Below are 18274 nucleotides of genomic sequence, written 5' to 3'. Positions count from 1 at the left end.
GCTCAAACACCCAACATACGTTCTTTTATTGTAACGGAAAGACTGTAAAAAAGAAAATAAAAAAAGCTACCAACTGGTAGCTTTTTTTATTTTAGAAATGTTTAGAAACTAATTCTACTAACGCTTCTTTCGGTTTGTAACCTAACGTTTGATCAACTACTTTACCGTCTTTTAATACGAAAAGAGCTGGAATGCTCATTACTTCGAATTGACGAGCAGTTTCTTGGTTCTCATCAACATCTACTTTTACTACTTTTACTTTTTCGCCTAGTTCTGCATCGATCTCCTCTAATACAGGAGCGATCATTTTACAAGGTCCACACCAAGGTGCCCAGAAATCTAATAATACAACACCTTCGCTAGTTTCAGCTGCGAAGCTTTGGTCATTTGCGTTTACAATTGCCATTTTATTTCCTCCTTCAAGTATATTCTACCAAGAGTATATCATTAACTTATATACGTGGCGAATAATATGTATCGTTATGTATTGTAACAAAAAAATGTTCCTTTATACTATATAAAAATATGGATTAAATACTAAAAAGATGAGAGACAGGGGATCTCTCACCTTTTTCTATATATAGGGGTACTTCACTTGGAACTCAAGGGTACTTAAATCATGAATGTACTTTTAACTTTTTAAACTCTTCTGTTAAAAGAGGTACAACTTCGAACAAGTCACCAACAATACCGTAGTCAGCTACTTTGAAGATACTTGCTTCTGGATCTTTATTAATCGCAACGATTATTTTTGAGTTAGACATACCTGCTAAATGCTGAATCGCACCAGAAATACCACATGCAATGTATAAGTCTGGCGTAACAACTTTACCAGTTTGACCAATTTGTAATGAGTACTCACAGTATTCAGCGTCACAAGCACCACGAGATGCCCCAACAGCGCCGCCTAGTACGTCAGCTAACTCTTTTAATGGTTTAAATCCTTCTTCACTCTTCACACCGCGTCCGCCAGCGATAATAACTTTCGCTTCAGAAAGATCCACACCTTCTGCTGTTTTACGGACAACATCTTGAATAATTGTACGTAAATCTTTCACATCAACTGTAATAGAAGATACGTCACCGCTGCGAGACTCATCTTTTTCCAGAGTTGCAATGTTATTTGGACGCACTGTCGCAAATAAGATGCCGTCTGTTACAATCTTCTTCTCGAATGCTTTACCAGAGTAAATTGGACGAGTGAAGATAACATTTCCACCTTCAACCTCTAAAGCAGTTACGTCAGAAACTAAACCAGCTTCAAGCTTCGCTGCTAATTTTGGTGATAAATCTTTACCAAGTGCCGTATGTCCAAAGACAATACCTTCTGGATTTTCTTCAGCATGTACAGCTAAAAACGCTTGTGCATAACCATCAGATGTATATGATTTTAATTTATCATTTTCAACTGTCACAACGCGATCTGCACCGTAATGAATCAATTCATTTGCAAAAGAGGCAACGCTGTCTCCAATTAGAAGACCTACTACTTCACCGCCTTCTGCAATTGTTTTTGCTGCTGCTACCGCTTCAAACGAAACGTTACGTAGCGATCCATCACGAACTTCACCCATTACTAATACTTTACGAGCCATAGATTTTCCCTCCTGCATATATAATTTCGTATTTTATTAGATTACTTTCGCTTCTGTATGGAGCAACGATACAAGTTCTTTTACTTGATCTTGCAGCTCGCCTTGTAACACTTTTCCTGCATCTTTCTTAGGAGGCAAATAGATTTCAATTGTTTTTGTCTTTGCTTCCACATCATCTTCTTCTAAATCTAAATCATCTAATTCTAATTCTTCTAGTGGCTTTTTCTTCGCTTTCATAATACCTGGAAGCGATGGGTAACGAGGTTCATTTAAACCTTGCTGTGCTGTTACTAAAACTGGTAATGAAGTTGCAATCACTTCTGTATCACCTTCAACATCACGCTCAATCTTCACATTTGTACCGTCAATTTCAAGTTTTGTAATTGTCGTTACATATGGAATATTTAACGCTTCAGCTACGCGTGGCCCTACTTGTCCAGATGCACCATCAATTGCAACGTTTCCGCCTAAAATTAAATCTGCATCTTTATCTTTTAAATACTCAGCAAGTACTTTTGCTGTCGTGAACTGGTCACCATTTTCTACATCATCTTCAATATTAATTAATACCGCTTTATCACAGCCCATTGCTAATGCAGTACGAAGTTCTTTCTCACTATCTTCGCCACCGACTGTTACAACTGTAACTTCTCCACCTTGTGCGTCTCTTACTTGAATTGCTTCTTCAATTGCATATTCATCGTAAGGGTTGATGATGAATTCCGCTTCGCCATCGTAAATTGCACCGTTTTTAATTACGATTTTTTCTTCTGTATCAAATGTTCGTTTCATGAGTACGTAGATGTTCATTCCATTTACCCCCTTGTTTTTCAGAAAGATTCTATCAATTTTAATTTTCTGTTAATTTATATTAAAAAAATAATTGAACTACCTGCCACTAAATGAAGGTTTACGCTTTTCTAAAAATGCGGCTACACCTTCTCTTCCATCTTCACTCGTAAATACTTCACCAAAAATTTGTGATTCACGTTGTACACCTTCATAGTAATGAGACGATTTTGTCGTTTGCAATAACTCTAGTACAGCACGAGTTGTTGCTGGACTTTTTCCAGCAATTTGTTTTGCAACTTTAAGCGTATCATCTAAAAATGATTCTTCAGAGAACAATCCGTTAACAAGTCCCCACTTTAATGCTTCTGCACCAGTAATTGGTGTACTTGTTAACATCATTTCACAAGCTTTCGCTTTCCCAACATAACGTGGTAAGCGCTGTGTACCTGCAAAGCCAGGAATTAATCCAAGTGTTAATTCAGGTAAACCAAGTTTTGCACTTTCAGTTGCAAAGCGCATGTGGCAAGACATAGCAAACTCAAGGCCGCCGCCCAGTGCCGCTCCATGAATTGCCGCAATAACTGGTTTTGAACATTTTTCAACACGCTCAAACGTAACTTGTCCAAGTTGTGCTAATTCTGTTGCTTGCTTCGCTTCAATAACAGATGTAAATTCTTTAATATCTGCTCCTGCTGAGAAGAAACGTCCTTCACCGTGAATAACAACAACACGAATGTTATCATCCTTTTCCACTTGATCAATTAATTCAGTAACGTCATGCATAACTTGTGAAGACATCGCATTCGCTGGTGCGTGATTTAACGTCGCCACCGCGATATGATCTTCAACTCTTACAGATAGGAATTTCAACATGATCCCTCCCATTATTGACGATAACCACAAGCTGCAATAAGTAGCCCGTGTACCGTTTTTGAAAGTGCGACCAGATCATACTTATGATCGCTCATTACCCAATTGGTCACAACTTCATCTACTGTTCCAAAGATCATTTGTCTTGCCACGCGAACATTTAAATCTGCTTGAAATTCACCTTGTTTTATACCAGTCTCTAAAATCTCATCCATAACTTGTAAGTAGCCTTTTAATACTTCATTTATTTTAAGGCGCAAGTCTTGATTGGACTGCCTTAGCTCTAATTGCGTAACGATAGCAAGCGGATCATTTTGCGACAACAGCAAGAAGTGCGTTTCTACCAACATGAATAACTTCGATACAGCGCTTTCAATTCCTGCTGTTTTTTGACGAATTGTTTCGACAAATTCTCCCATCTTCTCTTGGAATAAGGATATTAATATATCTTCTTTATTTTTAAAATATAAATAAATCGTGCCATCAGCTACCCCAGCTTGCTTTGCGATTTTAGAAACTTGCGCTTGGTGGTACCCATTCTCCGCAATCACAATGACTGCCGCATCAATAATTTGATTGTATTTCGGTCTATTTTTCTTCACTTTACTGTCCCCTTCAAGAAGATGACTGAATGAATAGTCATTCATATTCTTATAATACTGACTATTTAGAAAAGTGTCAATCCTATTTTTTCAAAAAGAAAGGGCCTTAGCCCGTTTGCTCATCCTCATTCTTTCTCTTCTCTTCATCTATTAGAACACGGCGCAAAATTTTCCCTACTGTCGTTTTCGGCAATTCATCTCTAAACTCATATACTTTCGGCACTTTATAAGCCGCTAAATATTTACGTGCAAACTGATTTAATTCTTCCTCAGAGCATTCCGTACCTTCTTTTAACACAACAAATGCTTTAACTGTCTCTCCTCGGTACGGATCTGGAACTCCAATTGTCACTACTTCTTGCACTTTTTCATGCTCATATAATACTTCTTCAACTTCACGAGGATACACATTAAATCCACTCGCGACAATCATATCTTTCTTGCGATCTTTTACATAGAAGAATCCATCTTCATCCATGTAGCCAACATCACCTGTATGGAGCCAGCCATCTTGCAATACAGCCGCTGTTTCCTCTGGCTTATTCCAATATCCTTTCATAATTTGAGGGCCTTTCACTACAATTTCACCTATTTCTCCTGGCGGTAATGCCTCACCAGTTTCAAGCGACATAATGATTGCTTCTGTATCTGGCCACGGAACTCCGATGCTACCTGGTACTCGCTTTTCCCATAAAAAATTACTATGTGTAACCGGAGAGGATTCTGTTAAACCATATCCCTCTACTAGTTTACCACCTGTAACTTTTTCGAACTTTTCCTGTACTTCTACTGGCAGTGGTGCTGATCCACTAATACAAGCACGAATAGAAGAAATATCGTATTCTTTTAAAAGCGGACTATTTAAAAGAGCGATATAAATAGTTGGTGCCCCTGGAAACAATGTCACTTTATGCTTCTTAATCGCTTCAAAAACCATTTTCATATCAAACTTTGGAATAAGGACCATTTTGTATCCTTGCATAATACTTAAATTCATAACAGCTGTCATACCATAAACATGGAAAAATGGAAGAACCCCAAGAACGACTTCTTCTCCTTCTTTGCAATTATATAACCATTGAACTCCCATTAACGTGTTAGAGACGAGGTTTTTATGCGTTAACATAACTCCTTTTGGAAATCCGGTTGTTCCTCCTGTGTACTGTAAAAGAGCTAGATCATTTTCAGGATCACAAGGCACCTCAACATTCGTATTCACTTCTTTTTCTACTGAATTCCAAAGATGAATCGTTTCACTCTCTGATACTTTCACAACTAAATTCGACTGTTTTTTCTGCACAAATGGATACAATAGATTTTTAGGGAATGGTAAAAAGTCTGCAATACGAGTTACGATAATATGCTCAATTTTTGTAGCAGATTGAACATTCGTTACTCTTGGAAACACTAAATCGAGACAAAGTATTACTTTTGCTCCCGAGTCATGAAGCTGATATTCTAATTCCCTTTCTGTATACAGTGGATTGGTTTGTACTACGATACCTCCCGCAAGTAATGTACCGTAATAACCAATTACAGCTTGCGGACAATTCGGCAACATAATAGCAACTCGATCACCCTTTTCCACACCGAGCTTTTGAAGATAATTTGCAAACCGCTTCACCTTATCATGGAAGTCCGAAAACGTAATATCCTTCCCTAAAAAGTGAAGCGCTTTCTTTTCTGGGTAGCGAGAAGCCATCTGTTCTACATATCTATGAAGCGGCTGAATATCATAAGAAATCGTACTCGGAATTTCCTCTGGATAACTTTTCAACCATGGTTTTTCCACCTTCATTCCCCCTTCAAATACATAAAAAATAAATGAATGTTCATTCATGATGGTTATTTTCATTATATTATAGTCACCATAGCGTTACAATCATAATATTCTGACTTTTGTATAACTATGCTTTACTTCATTAACTTCTTATTATATGTAGAAACTCTCTTAATCTTAAAAGAGTAAGAGAGTTTGTCATTAACTTAATCTTATAATTGTTAATACCGCTCCTGGGGTAGTTGTTGATAATGTCGCAACAGCTAACAAACCAAATAATTGCAAACTAATTGCACTCCCCGCCGCAAGAGTCGTAATAATTGTCGCACTAAATGATGTCGTTGCTAATGCAGGAGAATTAATAGTCCCAGCAAGCGGTGCCCCATTAATTGTAATTCGTGAACTAACTAATAATGCAGCCGTTATATTAATTGAATATGAAATATAATAATTCCCTGCATTTGCAGCCGTAAATACTGTGTTCCCCCCAGACACTGTAATACCTGGACCAATATTCTGATTGTTTGGAAGCGGGACATTTGTTCCACCTAGTAGTACCGATATTGCTGTACCCGACGTATTATTTGCAAATGCGTATGTTGCCGTTATACTTGTGCCTGTTGCTCCTGTTGGACCTGTATCGCCTGTCGCTCCCGTTGGACCCGTTGCTCCCGTTACTCCTGTCGCCCCCGTTGGACCCGTTGCTCCTGTTGGGCCTGTTATTCCTGTCGCTCCCGTTGGGCCTGTTGTTCCTGTCGCTCCCGTTACTCCTGTCGCCCCCGTTGGACCCGTTGCCCCTGTTATTCCTGTCGCTCCCGTTGGGCCTGTTGCTCCTGTTATTCCTGTCGCTCCCGTTGGGCCTGTTGCTCCTGTTATTCCTGTCGCTCCTGTTGGACCCGTTGCCCCTGTATCGCCTGTTACTCCCGTCGCTCCCGTTGGACCTGTGTCGCCTGTTACTCCTGTCGCCCCCGTTGGGCCTGTGCCACCTATTGCTCCTGTTGCTCCCGTCGGACCGGTTGGACCAACCTTAGGAACTGTCCCATCGCAACTAAAACAGCATGAATCAACATGTACACCATTTTGATTATTACACCCACAATATCCATTTACGTTATTGCTCCATGAAGACATGTTGATCACTTCCTTTACATTCGATCTTTTTAGCGCAATCACCGACTTAAAAAACACCTATCTAAATAACAAAGAAATACTTTGCCTAGTCGGGGATAAAACACAGATTTCCTCCATACATTCTAGTAATTATTACATGCGATTCACTCTCCTTTTGCTTGTACTTTCGCCTTATCTCCACAGACTATTAACAATACACATTACACTATCGTACACAGCCACTTTCCCATTTAAACTTTCCACATTCGCCAATATTTTTAGTAAAGAGGCTTATTCTTCATAAATAGCGACTATAATATATAAAAATCCGTATAATTCGTTATTTTTCGTCAAAATTTTAAAAATATATTGACACTTAAAATACCCTCATAGTATGATTTGGGTGTTGTAATTGATAACCATTTTCACTTATGGTACTAGTTACAAAAAACACTTAATTTGGGGGCAGAAGATGAAGAAAATTCTCAGTATTTTCATAGTAGTTCTTCTATTCGCTGTTGGATGCGGACAGCAAAAAGAGGAGAAAAAAGAAACAAAAGCGGACAATAAAGATCAAGCTATAACAATTAAACACGCTGAAGGGGAAACGAAGTTAGATAAACCAGCGAAAAAAGTAGTTGTACTTGAGTGGGTATATTCAGAAGATTTATTAGCACTTGGTGTTCAGCCAGTAGGGATGGCAGACATTAAGAATTATAATAAATGGGTAAATACAAAAACAAAACCAAGTAAAGATGTTGTAGATGTAGGGACACGTCAACAACCAAACTTAGAAGAAATTAGCCGTTTAAAACCAGACTTAATTATCACAGCTTCATTCCGTGGTAAAGCAATTAAAAATGAATTAGAGCAAATTGCACCAACAGTTATGTTTGATCCATCAACAAGCAATAATGATCACTTTGCTGAAATGACAGAAACATTTAAACAAATTGCAAAAGCAGTTGGAAAAGAAGAAGAAGGTAAAAAAGTATTAGCTGATATGGATAAAGCATTCGCTGATGCAAAAGCAAAAATTGAGAAAGCAGACTTAAAAGATAAAAACATCGCAATGGCACAAGCATTTACTGCTAAAAACGTACCAACGTTCCGTATCTTAACTGACAATTCTTTAGCTTTACAAGTTACAAAAAAATTAGGTTTAACAAATACTTTTGAAGCAGGAAAATCTGAGCCAGATGGTTTCAAACAAACAACTGTAGAATCATTACAAAGTGTACAAGATTCAAACTTCATTTACATTGTAGCGGATGAAGATAACATTTTTGACACGCAACTAAAAGGCAACCCTGCTTGGGAAGAATTAAAGTTCAAAAAAGAAAACAAAATGTATAAATTAAAAGGCGACACTTGGATTTTCGGTGGTCCTGAGTCTGCAACATCTTTAGCAACACAAGTAGCAGATGTAATGACAGCGAAGAAGTGATTACACGATGAATAGCTTACAACATACACTTCGAGCAAGTCTTGTATTCGGAGGAGGAGCAGCTCTCTTGCTCCTCCTTTTCTTTATTCATATCGGACAAGGTCAAGCAAACATTTCCTATAGTATGATTATTGATGCTCTTATCTCACCGAACCAATCGCTAGAACATCAAACTTTAATCATGCTTCGATTACCTAGAGCTGTAATTGCCATTTTAGCTGGAGGTGCTCTTGCTGCATCAGGGGTTATTTTACAAACGTTAACGAAAAATCCACTTGCTGAATCCAGTACAATGGGTATTCACTCTGGCGCATATTTCTTTCTAGTAGCGGCTACAATTTTCTTACCGAAAGGCTTGCAAATTAATTCGCTTCTGTTCACATTTATCGGCGGTGCTATTACTGCTTTATTTGTATACCGTATTTCTGGTGGAAAAAAGGGAACCCCACTTAGAATGGCATTAGCTGGTATGGTCGTTACATTAATGCTCTCTGCCTTTACCGGAACGATGCAGCTTTTCTATGAAAATGAAACAGCTGGTTTATTTTTATGGGGAGCTGGATCTCTTATTCAAAATAACTGGGATGGCGTTCAATTTGCTTTTCCATTTATCATTATTTCTTTCCTAGTTTTACTATTTATATCTCGTAAACTCAACATTCTCTTACTTGGTGATGATGTTGCTGTTTCTCTTGGTGAAAAAACAGCAATAACACGTCTTATCGCCTTCATTGCTGCAATCTTTTTAACAGCAGTAATTGTTACTGTTGTTGGACCAATTGGATTTGTCGGCTTAGTTGCACCTCATTTAATGCGCCTTATCGGATACCGTCAACACTTTACTCTTCTTCTCTCTTCTTTCTTATGGGGGGCAGTATTATTGCTTGGAGCAGATGTTGTCGGTAGATTAATAGATCCAACCGGTGCAGAACTTCCTGTTGGGGCAGTCACAGCAATGATTGGATCTCCTTGGCTTATTTACTTAGTTTATCGAATGATGAAGTCGAAACAATATATGAATGATAACGGTGCGAATGCAGCTGGAGCTAGTTCCCGCTATTACTCTTATAAAAAGGTCATCATTATATCTATCACACTTTGTATTGTGACGATTGCTCTTGGTGTTACAATCGGTAGTAACGCTTATATCGAAAGCATTACTAATGTTATATCAGGTCAATTAACACAATTTGATAAAAATATGATGATGAATCTTCGTTTACCAAGAATGCTCGTTGCCGCTATTGCTGGTGCATGCCTTGCAATAAGTGGGCTTGTTTTCCAAGGTATATTACGAAACCCACTTGCCGATCCTTCTATTATTGGTATTTCATCGGGAGCTGGTGTCGGTGCTTTAACTGTTATGTATGTCTTTCCTGCACTTCCTGGTTTCTTCCTACCAATTGGTGCATTTATTGGTGGACTACTTGCAGTAGGAATTGTCCTCTTCTTCTCATGGAAATCAGGGTTTAGCCCCACAGCTCTTGCTTTAATAGGGATTGGTATTTCTGCACTTGGCTCAGCAATTATTCAAATCTTTATCGTTAGAGCCAATTTGAATGTTGCCGCTGCTTTAACATGGTTATCTGGCAGTACGTATGCAAGAGGGTGGAATCACTTAGAAAATATCATTCTATATCCATCTCTAATTCTTGTATTAATTATCTTTTTCTTAATAAAACAACTTGACGTTCTCGTACTGGGAGACGATTTAGCAACTGGACTTGGGCAACCAGTAAATAAAACACGTCTTGCTCTAATTGTGCTAGCGACACTACTTGCATCAGTAAATATCGCTGCTGTCGGTACAATTGCCTTTTTAGGCCTTGTCGCACCTCACTTAGCAAGAATTGTTGTTGGTATGAACCATCAAAGACTATTCGTTTGTTCAGCACTATTTGGAGCAATCCTTCTTTCTGTCGCTGACTTACTTGGACGTACAATCGCATATCCGAAAGAAATTCCTTCTGGCCTTGTCGTTGCTGTACTTGGAGCACCTTATTTCTTATGGTTGATGAGGAAGAGTGGGAAGAAAGTTAATTAAAAAGGAGGCTTCGTTTTAGAAGCCTCCTTTTTATATACTAAATAAAGTGAAACTTTAATCAGTGGAGTTTTCTTCATCCCCACTGATTATTAACCCACACCAATCGGGCTTTTATGAGCAGTGGATCTCCCACCTAACTTCTTTGCTCCAGCCGAATCTTGAAGTGGGAATTTTACTGCAGGTGAATAGCGGGATAAATTACTCTGATCTCACTAATTTCACAGATTTAGTCCCTCCCATAAACTCATGATGTACAGTTAATGTGTTCTCCTCAAGTTTCAAATCAACCTTCTGTTTTCTTTCTCCCATTAAAAATACAAGCTCTATGGAAATAATCCCTTGGTCCACACTTAATATTCGAAAGTCTCCTATAGTAGTCCCTTTCCCAAAAATATTATGTTCCATAAATTCTCCGCCTGTTTTCTCACTATTAATAGATTCTATTTCCAACCCAACTGGCCTGTCTGTACTTTCTGATGACATCCAAGACCCCTTTAACTTTCCAATATCAGCCTCTTTTTTCTTTTCATTTTTTAACTCTTCCTCTTTTTTCTTGACTTCTGCTTGTTGAGTTAGTAAGCCATCGATTTGCTTATTCAGCTCTTGGGCCCGGTGATTTTCCGAAATAAATTGTTGATTTTGACCAGTATCATTAAAAATTTTATTTACTATCCCTTTAGCCTCTTCATACTTTTTATCATTCTTTAACTTCTCTGCCTTTTCCAATTGACCTATATATTGACCTTTTAACTCTTTATGCTCTATGAGCGAATCTTTTTGTTCTTTCGCTTGACTTTGAAGGATTGCGGAACCATCTTTCATTTTTTCTACTTCTTGAAACAAACCTATTGCTTGTTCTATATTTCCACTCGATTTCTCTTTTATCGAACTTATCATCTTAGTAGTTTGGTCTTTTAATACCTTTGCTTCTTTATCATCCTTTTTCTCTTCTAATGCTAGCTCAAATGATGCTACTGCCGTGTCATACTCTTTACTCGCTAACGCCAATTTCCCTTGATCCATTGCTTTTTTATAGGTTTCATTGCTACATCCTACCATTAAAAATAAAATTATGATTCCTAAAATCAATCTTTTCATAATATCCCCCTAAATTAATATAATTCTATATACACTCAATAGTATCATAAAATTTATATATAAAATTTTAAATACCATCATTAAAACATAAAGGGAACTTGTCATTTCTTCTCGAACTTAATCTATGAACATAAGTAGAGGGGGATAACAATAATGTACCAAACAATTGAAGGCTTTTTACAATCATGGACATACGAAGCAGAGTCTACTCAGAAAATGCTTGATTCATTAACCGATGCATCTTTATCACAAGAAATTGCACCTGGGCACTGGACGTTAGGTAGAGTTGCTTGGCACATCGTGACGGCAATTCCTGTTATACTATCTGGCACAGGGCTAAAGTTTGAAGGAGAATTGAAAGATTATCCTGTTCCAACTTCTGCAAAAACAATTGCAGATGAATACCGTAAAGTAAACGCGGCTTTTGTTGAAACACTTCAAAGTAAATGGACTGATAAAGACTTAGCTACTATTAATGACTTCTTTGGTCGCCCTATGCCGAATTCTATATTTCTAATGACACTCATTAATCATCAAAATCACCACCGCGGACAAATGACGGTTTTAATGCGACAAGCTGGCTTAACAGTTCCTGGCGTATATGGCCCCGCAAAAGAAGAATGGGCTGCGGCTGGAATGGAAGCTCCTAAAATGTAACGACAAAAAAGACAAGATGTTTACATATCTTGTCTTTTTCTGTAACTTGTTTCATGTGAAACTATTTTTTAAAATGGTTGTTTTATGGAATATATAGGTTAAAATGAATACATATTACGAAGAGGAGTAACCAAATTGAATACAAAAAATAAAAAAATAGCTATGGGAACTATTTTACTAACTTCTCTTATTGGAGTTATTAGTGTATCTCTTTATTTCACCTATTATGGTACCCCTTGGGGAAAACAAGCAGCAATTACGGACTCAAAAGAGTATATTACAAAATATTTTAATCTAGATGCAGAAGTCAAAAATACTTCTTACGATGCTAAAATGAATAGCTATGCAATCTCCTTTGAAACAAGTACCGACGGCGAGTTTACTATCGAATATAAAAGTCCTAATAACTTTAACATTTCTCCAGACGTGCAAAAGTATTTAAGCACACACTCTAAATTTACAGAGTAGTAACGAAGCGTACATATACAAAAAAGAGTTGGTGTAACGCCAACTCTTTTTCACATATTCTTATCATACAGTTATATCTTCCTTCTCTATATTTTTAATGCCGTAATACGCAATCACAACTCCAATTGCCGCCAATGCTAGTTGAAGGGGAAGTAAAGTTGCTGTAGGAAACTCTGGGTTGGTATTCATTGCAATTGAGACAACGATAAGAGATGAAACAATTGTAGTTGGTACTGAACGTTTACGCATTCCGAAATATAATGGGATTAAACTCATCCCCGCAGTTGCAATGGCTAAAGGAACTAGTTTTATTCCTTCTTGCACCAATTGATCTACTGTGAATGAATTAGGAAGAATTGAAAAACAACTATCTATCCCAAAGAAGATTCCTACTACTAAAATGTTAGATACAATAACTGTTATAAATGTTACTATCGCTGTAATAGCCAACTTACTAGCCATCATTTTCTTTCGGTTAATGGGATAAGAAAACATGAGTAGTATTGTTTTATTTTTATATTCGCCAATTATTAACCTTGCTATTAATACACTACCAAAAATAATAAATGTTGCTCTTACTACTGTACTAGCCATTAACAAAATCATCTGCGGATCTCTTATTTCTGGATCTCCTTCTATTTGTGCAATGAAACTAACAAAGATTAATAATGCCAGTATAATAATATTTGCAATAACTGCTCCCCTCACATACCATCCAAACTTAAATTTCTTCAATTCTAACTTCATAAGACGTAGCATGATATTCCTCCTTCCTCCTTGGACTTAATCAATATAAATGACTCCTGTTTCACTTAAAATCTTCGCTTCATTTTTTGCATCACCAATCGTTCCTACTTTTATTTTGTCTGTATTTTTATCTTTCTTAAGTCCTTTTAAATCCACTATTACGTCAGCCGAATTACTTTTAGCCATAAGCTTCAATGATGTAGGGACACCTTTATACCGTACGCCAATATCCCCTGATTCTGTTTCTACAAATAATGATTTTCCTTCTGTCATATCTTTCAGTAATACTTCCCCAGATGTTGAATTGATGTTCATATTTTCATTTTTTACATTTTTTACATAATTATCTCCAGTAGTGGAAGTTATATTTACTTCTTGTAATGAACTATCTTTTAACATTAAATCTCCGCTTTCGGATGTAAATTCACCCTTCTCTGCCGATAACCCTGTAATCATTCCATCTCCAGATTTTCCTTTTGTCACGATGCTTTTTACTACTATATCTCTTATTTTCACATCACCCGATTTATTATTTACTACAATTTTATCTATTTCTTTCTTCGGAATAGCTATAGATATACTATTTTTCTTCCTAAACGTGAAACCATTAAAAAATCTGTTCATCTTTTGTTTTTGTTTAATCATAATTTTATTTTCATCATTTTCTATTTTGACAGGATCTATCTCTTTATCTACTTGTTCACCTTGAGCGGAAATTACTATTTTATTAGCGTCTTTACTTTTAAATTCAAGATTCCAATTTTCATTGTCTACTTCTATTTCTTTTATATTATTGATTTCAAAAGACTTTTCTTTCTTAAAATCTTTCCCCTGAAACACCTTAAAACCAAAAACCGCACTAGCAATTGTAATGAATAATATTGCAATTACTATTATTTTTTTCACCATTCATACCCCAGTTCGTTTTTTGTTTTAAGCTTGCTTCACGCCACATCGATCTTGTCGATTTTACGAAACGATAGATAACTAATGAAAATTCCTAATAAACAGAGCACGATTGGGATAGCTATAAAATCAAACATACTTACTTGACCGTTTCCAGGTCCAAAGTTACCACTAATCAGCATACCAATTATTACTGCCGAAGTAATCGTTGTCGGTGTCGATTTCTTTCTCATTCCAAAAAACAAAGGAATTAAACTTATACCAGATATCATAAATGCACTTATAATAGTACCTGGAACGATAGCTATTATTTCACCTATCGTAGCTGGTGTTTCAATCAGTCCCATCATTGGACTCACAAAATAAACAAGCAAACTAATAATGAAAGTCGCGATAATGGTACTCACAAAACAAAAACAAAAAACAATTGTTAATTTTGCACTCATTAGCATTTTCCTTTGAAGCGGATACATAAATGATAGTTGTATCGTTTTATTCTTATACTCATCAATTACTAAACGTGATAAAATGACCGAACTAAAAATAATGAATGTTATCCTAATAAAAATATTTACTAAAGCCATATTCTGTGTGAAGTCAGAGAAGAGCATGTCTTCCTCGGCTTTCATTCCCAATGCCATAAGGCTTACTGCAGCGAAAATTGCTATAATACAAATTGCTACCCCTTTAAAGTAACTAGATAATTTATGTTTCTTCCATTCGAGCTTCATTAATCTAAGCATACAAACCACTCCTCCATTCTTTATATAACTGTCTTTATGCAGCTAACATTCTAATTCCAGCAGTAACGAAGCTTAACATTCCTATCACTAGTAGAATTAACAACCATTTCCGCTCTGGTTTTCTATAATATAAAATTCCACTTATTAGCATTACGATAAATCCACTTACCAGGTTCAGCCACAGTCCATTAAGCATGAATACCTTCTCCATCCATTACATTTAAGAAATATTCTTCTAAGGAACTATGTTTCTTATTAATACTTTCAATTTCCACATCGTTCATAATAAGTGCTTTTGAAATGGCCTGCTGAGACGCTGACGTATCATACACACGAATCATGGTTCCACTCATTATTTTGTAGTTTTTTATACCAAGTTTATCTTCTAAAATATAAGCTGCACGTTTCACATCAGGAACAGTGATTTCAATGTACTCTGTTTGCTTTCCGTTAATACTCTTCATTGAAACTTCTTTTATTAGTTTTCCATTTTGAATCACACCAATTGTATCGGCCATTAGTTCCATCTCACCTAAAATATGACTAGAAACTAATAATGTAATACCGTATTCTTTGCAGAGCATTTTAAATAATTCTCGTAACTCTTTAATACCAATTGGATCTAAACCGTTAATTGGTTCATCTAAAATGAGCAATTCTGGCTTTGTCACGATCGCCCTTGCAATACCGAGTCGTTGTTTCATTCCTAATGAAAAATCTTTTACTTTTTTATTATCTATCCCTTGTAGTTTCACTAAATGTAAAGCATGGTCAATTGCATTTTTATCGTAGTAGCCCATATATTCACAATGCAGGTCTAAGTTTTCTTTCGCCGTTAATTTATCATAAAAGATTGGGTATTCAATAATTGTCCCCATTCTTTTTAATACTTCATAAGATGTATCTGTTAATTTCTCACCGAAGATTTCAATACCACCACTCGTCGGTTTTATTAAATTTGTAATCATTTTCATAATCGTTGTTTTACCAGCACCGTTTGGTCCTAAAAAACCGTAAATTTCTCCTTTTTTCACATGCATGTTAACACCGGAAATAACTTCTTTCCCTTTAAACACTTTCGTTAACTGGTTTGTTTTTAATATATATGTCATGTTACTTTCCCCTTTCGCAATACTCTATATTTCTATAATAGACAACGAAAATCTCTTTTTTCTTACCCGTTTCTTACAAATTCCTTACGCTGAAAAAAAGCTTGTAGAATCTACTGCTCTACAAGCTAAAACTGCATCTTTGTTAATACAATTGTAAAAATTGTTTTTTCATGCGGTTTACTAGAAAGGTGAATTTTTCCGTCCATCGCTTCCACAAGCCGTTTCGTAATCGTTAATCCTAGACCGCTTCCTTGGTACAATCTATTTCTTGAATCTTCAAGTGTGTACATACGCTCAAATACTTTATCAATATGAGATTCATCAATCCCTTTTCCTTTATCCCATACGTCTATATACACACTCGTTTCATCATCTCTTAACGTCATACCAAGTGCCTTTCCATCGTCTCCATATGTAATCGCATTTGATATTAAATTATTCAATACCCTACCTAATACTTCTACATTTCCAAGTACGTATATATTTCTTTCTGGTATATCAATATGAACCTGAAAACCTTTCGTCGTCACTAAATCATAAAAAGATAAAATCTTCTCGCGGCAAACTTCATTCATATTTACTTTTGTCATTTCAATTGCTTTGTCACCAGATTCTAATTTTGCCAAGTCAAAAAACTTATGAATTAACTCCATCACTTCTAGTGTTTTCGTATGCACTTTTTCAAGTAATATTTGTTGTTCTTCTTTATTTATCGTTTTATCCTTATTTAACATTTCTGTATATCCAAGAATAACTGTTAGTGGTGTTTTCAAGTCATGCGAAATATTTGAAAGCATTTTTCTCATCGAAATTTCTACTTTTGCATGATCTGCATTCGTTTTCTGTTTTGCATCTAATAATTGATTAATTGCCACTAATAATTTTTGCAATTCTAGATCATCTGTCATAACGAGTAACGTCTCGCCTGTTTTGTCATTTACAATACTTTCTAACTTTTCATATGTGTATCGTAAATTTTTACTACTATTTTTTCTCATTCTATATTGCATATAAATAACACATAACAATATAAAAATAATACCTATTAACAAATTGACCATATTACATCACTTCCAACTTATAGCCGATGCCCCATAACGTTTTAATATATTCTGGATTAGATGGATCACTTTCGATTTTCTCACGCAATCTTCTCATATGAACATTAATAACGTTATCATCACCGTAATACTCTTCATTCCAAACTAACGTATATATTTGCGCTTTTGTAAATACACGATTTTGGTTCTTTACGAATAGCTTTAAAATCTCAAATTCTTTTAAAGTAAGTTTGAGAGGCTTCCCGTTTTTTTCAACTGTAAAATTAATTGGATCAATTGTTAAATCACCAATTTGAATCATTTTTTCTATTGTTTCTGTAGCCGAGTATTTCGTAGACCTCCGAATACCTGCTTTTACACGTGCAGCCAATTCAATCATAGAAAACGGCTTACAAATGTAATCATCTGCTCCAAGTCCTAATCCAACAGCTTTATCAACATCTGTATCTTTTGCCGACATCATTAAAATCGGAACTGCACTTTTTTCACGAATGATTCGTACAACCTCTAAGCCATCTAGCTTTGGCATCATAATGTCAAGGATAATCAAATCAAATGAACCTTTTAAATATGTGTTCACACCTTCTTCTCCATCAGACGCAATTGTTACTTGAAAGCCCTCTTTTATTAAATACTTTTCCACCATCTCTTGAATTGAGATATCATCTTCAACTAATAAAATATGATGTGACATATGTCTATCCCCTTTTTACAAACGTTAACAATCCAATTGTATCGTAACTACTACAGACTGGAAACAATTATATGAATTTTCAAACCAACTTCCCTTCCTTCCTTAACAATGATATGATGAAATTCACTACGATTGTTCATAATTAACTTTATATAAAGGAGACTTATCATGTCAGAAAATAAAAAAGTAAGCTTAGCTGATTTAATGCGCGAACAACTTGCAAAGAAAAAGCAAGGTAACGGTAATGGTCAGAATGCCAAAAACCAAAGCCAAGAAACGAAAAAATTACAAAACCAACAAACGAAGAAAGCAAACAACCAACGTAGACGTACAGGTGTGTAAATGAACGGACAAAAACGTTCTAATATCGCGCCCGGTCTTGAAGTTGATATTGTATTAAAACAAGATCAACGAACAGGCAAATTAACACGTGGAATTGTAAAAGATATTTTAACAAAATCCCCTTCCCATCCGCATGGCATTAAAGTACGATTGCAGGACGGGCAAGTCGGTAGAGTACAAAATATCGTTCAATAAGAAAAGGAGCT

Annotated in this window: 21 protein-coding genes; 6 read left to right on the top strand and 15 right to left on the bottom strand. The window is 36.1% G+C overall.

Features of this window, described 5'->3' with window-relative positions; genetic code table 11:
* Positions 1-91: 91 nt before the first annotated feature.
* The 7 genes from trxA to AC1Q8L_RS09960 all read right to left on the bottom strand — a co-directional run bounded on the left by trxA (position 92) and on the right by AC1Q8L_RS09960 (position 6770).
* Positions 92-406, bottom strand: coding sequence for a thioredoxin (trxA, locus tag AC1Q8L_RS09990; RefSeq protein ID WP_001018944.1), 315 nt, complete (start codon positions 404-406; stop codon positions 92-94).
* Positions 407-617: 211 nt separating this feature from the next.
* Positions 618-1595, bottom strand: coding sequence for an electron transfer flavoprotein subunit alpha (gene etfA / locus AC1Q8L_RS09985; protein ID WP_000101946.1), 978 nt, complete (start codon positions 1593-1595; stop codon positions 618-620).
* A 36-nt stretch (positions 1596-1631) separates the two neighbouring features.
* Positions 1632-2405 carry an electron transfer flavoprotein subunit beta gene (gene etfB, locus AC1Q8L_RS09980; RefSeq protein ID WP_001029028.1) on the bottom strand — a complete coding sequence of 258 codons (774 nt, stop codon included), beginning with the start codon at positions 2403-2405 and terminating at the stop codon, positions 1632-1634.
* Positions 2406-2483: 78 nt separating this feature from the next.
* Positions 2484-3260, bottom strand: coding sequence for an enoyl-CoA hydratase (locus tag AC1Q8L_RS09975; protein WP_000911289.1), 777 nt, complete (start codon positions 3258-3260; stop codon positions 2484-2486).
* An 11-nt stretch (positions 3261-3271) separates the two neighbouring features.
* On the bottom strand, positions 3272-3859 hold the full coding sequence (gene fadR / locus AC1Q8L_RS09970; RefSeq protein ID WP_000742223.1) for a fatty acid metabolism transcriptional regulator FadR: 588 nt from the start codon (positions 3857-3859) through the stop codon (positions 3272-3274).
* 106 nt (positions 3860-3965) lie between these two features.
* Complete coding sequence (locus tag AC1Q8L_RS09965) at positions 3966-5651, bottom strand: long-chain-fatty-acid--CoA ligase (protein ID WP_000414744.1); 1686 nt, start codon at positions 5649-5651, stop codon at positions 3966-3968.
* Between the two features lie 189 nt (positions 5652-5840).
* Positions 5841-6770, bottom strand: coding sequence for a BclA C-terminal domain-containing protein (locus tag AC1Q8L_RS09960; RefSeq protein WP_492339434.1), 930 nt, complete (start codon positions 6768-6770; stop codon positions 5841-5843).
* A 451-nt stretch (positions 6771-7221) separates the two neighbouring features.
* On the opposite strand from AC1Q8L_RS09960, the gene AC1Q8L_RS09955 reads away from it, so the two are divergent.
* Together AC1Q8L_RS09955 and fhuB are read left to right on the top strand one after the other, a co-directional pair.
* Positions 7222-8196 (top strand): ABC transporter substrate-binding protein, encoded by a 975-nt coding sequence (locus tag AC1Q8L_RS09955; protein WP_098311916.1) that lies wholly within the window; start codon positions 7222-7224, stop codon positions 8194-8196.
* A gap of 7 nt (positions 8197-8203) precedes the next feature.
* On the top strand, positions 8204-10240 hold the full coding sequence (gene fhuB / locus AC1Q8L_RS09950) for a Fe(3+)-hydroxamate ABC transporter permease FhuB (RefSeq protein ID WP_016512270.1): 2037 nt from the start codon (positions 8204-8206) through the stop codon (positions 10238-10240).
* A gap of 198 nt (positions 10241-10438) precedes the next feature.
* Here fhuB and AC1Q8L_RS09945 read toward each other — a convergent pair whose 3' ends face one another.
* The gene (locus AC1Q8L_RS09945; RefSeq protein ID WP_000825575.1) at positions 10439-11338 is read right to left on the bottom strand and encodes a hypothetical protein; all 900 of its coding nucleotides are present in this window, start codon (positions 11336-11338) and stop codon (positions 10439-10441) included.
* 153 nt (positions 11339-11491) lie between these two features.
* Here AC1Q8L_RS09945 and AC1Q8L_RS09940 point away from each other — a divergent pair, with 153 nt between their 5' ends.
* Together AC1Q8L_RS09940 and AC1Q8L_RS09935 are read left to right on the top strand one after the other, a co-directional pair.
* A complete protein-coding gene (locus AC1Q8L_RS09940) occupies positions 11492-11995 on the top strand; it encodes a DinB family protein (protein WP_000284979.1) in 504 nt (167 codons plus the stop codon).
* A 135-nt stretch (positions 11996-12130) separates the two neighbouring features.
* Positions 12131-12463, top strand: a complete 333-nt coding sequence (locus tag AC1Q8L_RS09935) for a YfjL-like protein (protein ID WP_001093300.1) — start codon at positions 12131-12133, stop codon at positions 12461-12463.
* Between the two features lie 63 nt (positions 12464-12526).
* On the opposite strand, the gene AC1Q8L_RS09930 is transcribed toward AC1Q8L_RS09935, so the two are convergent.
* The 7 genes from AC1Q8L_RS09930 to AC1Q8L_RS09900 form a co-directional block, all read right to left on the bottom strand.
* On the bottom strand, positions 12527-13222 hold the full coding sequence (locus AC1Q8L_RS09930; RefSeq protein WP_000945180.1) for an ABC transporter permease: 696 nt from the start codon (positions 13220-13222) through the stop codon (positions 12527-12529).
* Positions 13223-13246: 24 nt separating this feature from the next.
* Positions 13247-14119 (bottom strand): DUF4097 family beta strand repeat-containing protein, encoded by an 873-nt coding sequence (locus AC1Q8L_RS09925; protein ID WP_061660444.1) that lies wholly within the window; start codon positions 14117-14119, stop codon positions 13247-13249.
* A gap of 35 nt (positions 14120-14154) precedes the next feature.
* Positions 14155-14859 carry an ABC transporter permease gene (locus AC1Q8L_RS09920; RefSeq protein ID WP_000945210.1) on the bottom strand — a complete coding sequence of 235 codons (705 nt, stop codon included), beginning with the start codon at positions 14857-14859 and terminating at the stop codon, positions 14155-14157.
* 34 nt (positions 14860-14893) lie between these two features.
* Positions 14894-15055 (bottom strand): hypothetical protein, encoded by a 162-nt coding sequence (locus AC1Q8L_RS09915; RefSeq protein ID WP_000931814.1) that lies wholly within the window; start codon positions 15053-15055, stop codon positions 14894-14896.
* Positions 15048-15971 (bottom strand): ABC transporter ATP-binding protein, encoded by a 924-nt coding sequence (locus AC1Q8L_RS09910; RefSeq protein WP_492339433.1) that lies wholly within the window; start codon positions 15969-15971, stop codon positions 15048-15050. Before AC1Q8L_RS09910 ends, AC1Q8L_RS09915 begins: the two co-directional genes overlap by 8 nt.
* Positions 15972-16096: 125 nt before the next feature.
* Entirely contained in the window at positions 16097-17032 is a 936-nt protein-coding gene (locus AC1Q8L_RS09905; RefSeq protein ID WP_492339432.1) for a HAMP domain-containing histidine kinase, read from the bottom strand.
* Between the two features lies 1 nt (position 17033).
* Positions 17034-17726, bottom strand: coding sequence for a response regulator transcription factor (locus AC1Q8L_RS09900; RefSeq protein WP_000018029.1), 693 nt, complete (start codon positions 17724-17726; stop codon positions 17034-17036).
* Positions 17727-17894: 168 nt separating this feature from the next.
* Between AC1Q8L_RS09900 and AC1Q8L_RS09895 the strand changes: the two genes are divergently transcribed.
* Together AC1Q8L_RS09895 and AC1Q8L_RS09890 are read left to right on the top strand one after the other, a co-directional pair.
* On the top strand, positions 17895-18068 hold the full coding sequence (locus tag AC1Q8L_RS09895; RefSeq protein WP_001293577.1) for a hypothetical protein: 174 nt from the start codon (positions 17895-17897) through the stop codon (positions 18066-18068).
* Positions 18069-18263, top strand: coding sequence for a YwbE family protein (locus AC1Q8L_RS09890; RefSeq protein ID WP_001014307.1), 195 nt, complete (start codon positions 18069-18071; stop codon positions 18261-18263).
* Positions 18264-18274 lie beyond the last annotated feature (11 nt).

Source organism: Bacillus sp. GW823-FHT06A11, assembly GCF_058795355.1.
The sequence above is the reverse complement of the archived record's forward strand: the minus strand, read 5'-3'. Positions and strand labels throughout refer to the sequence as shown.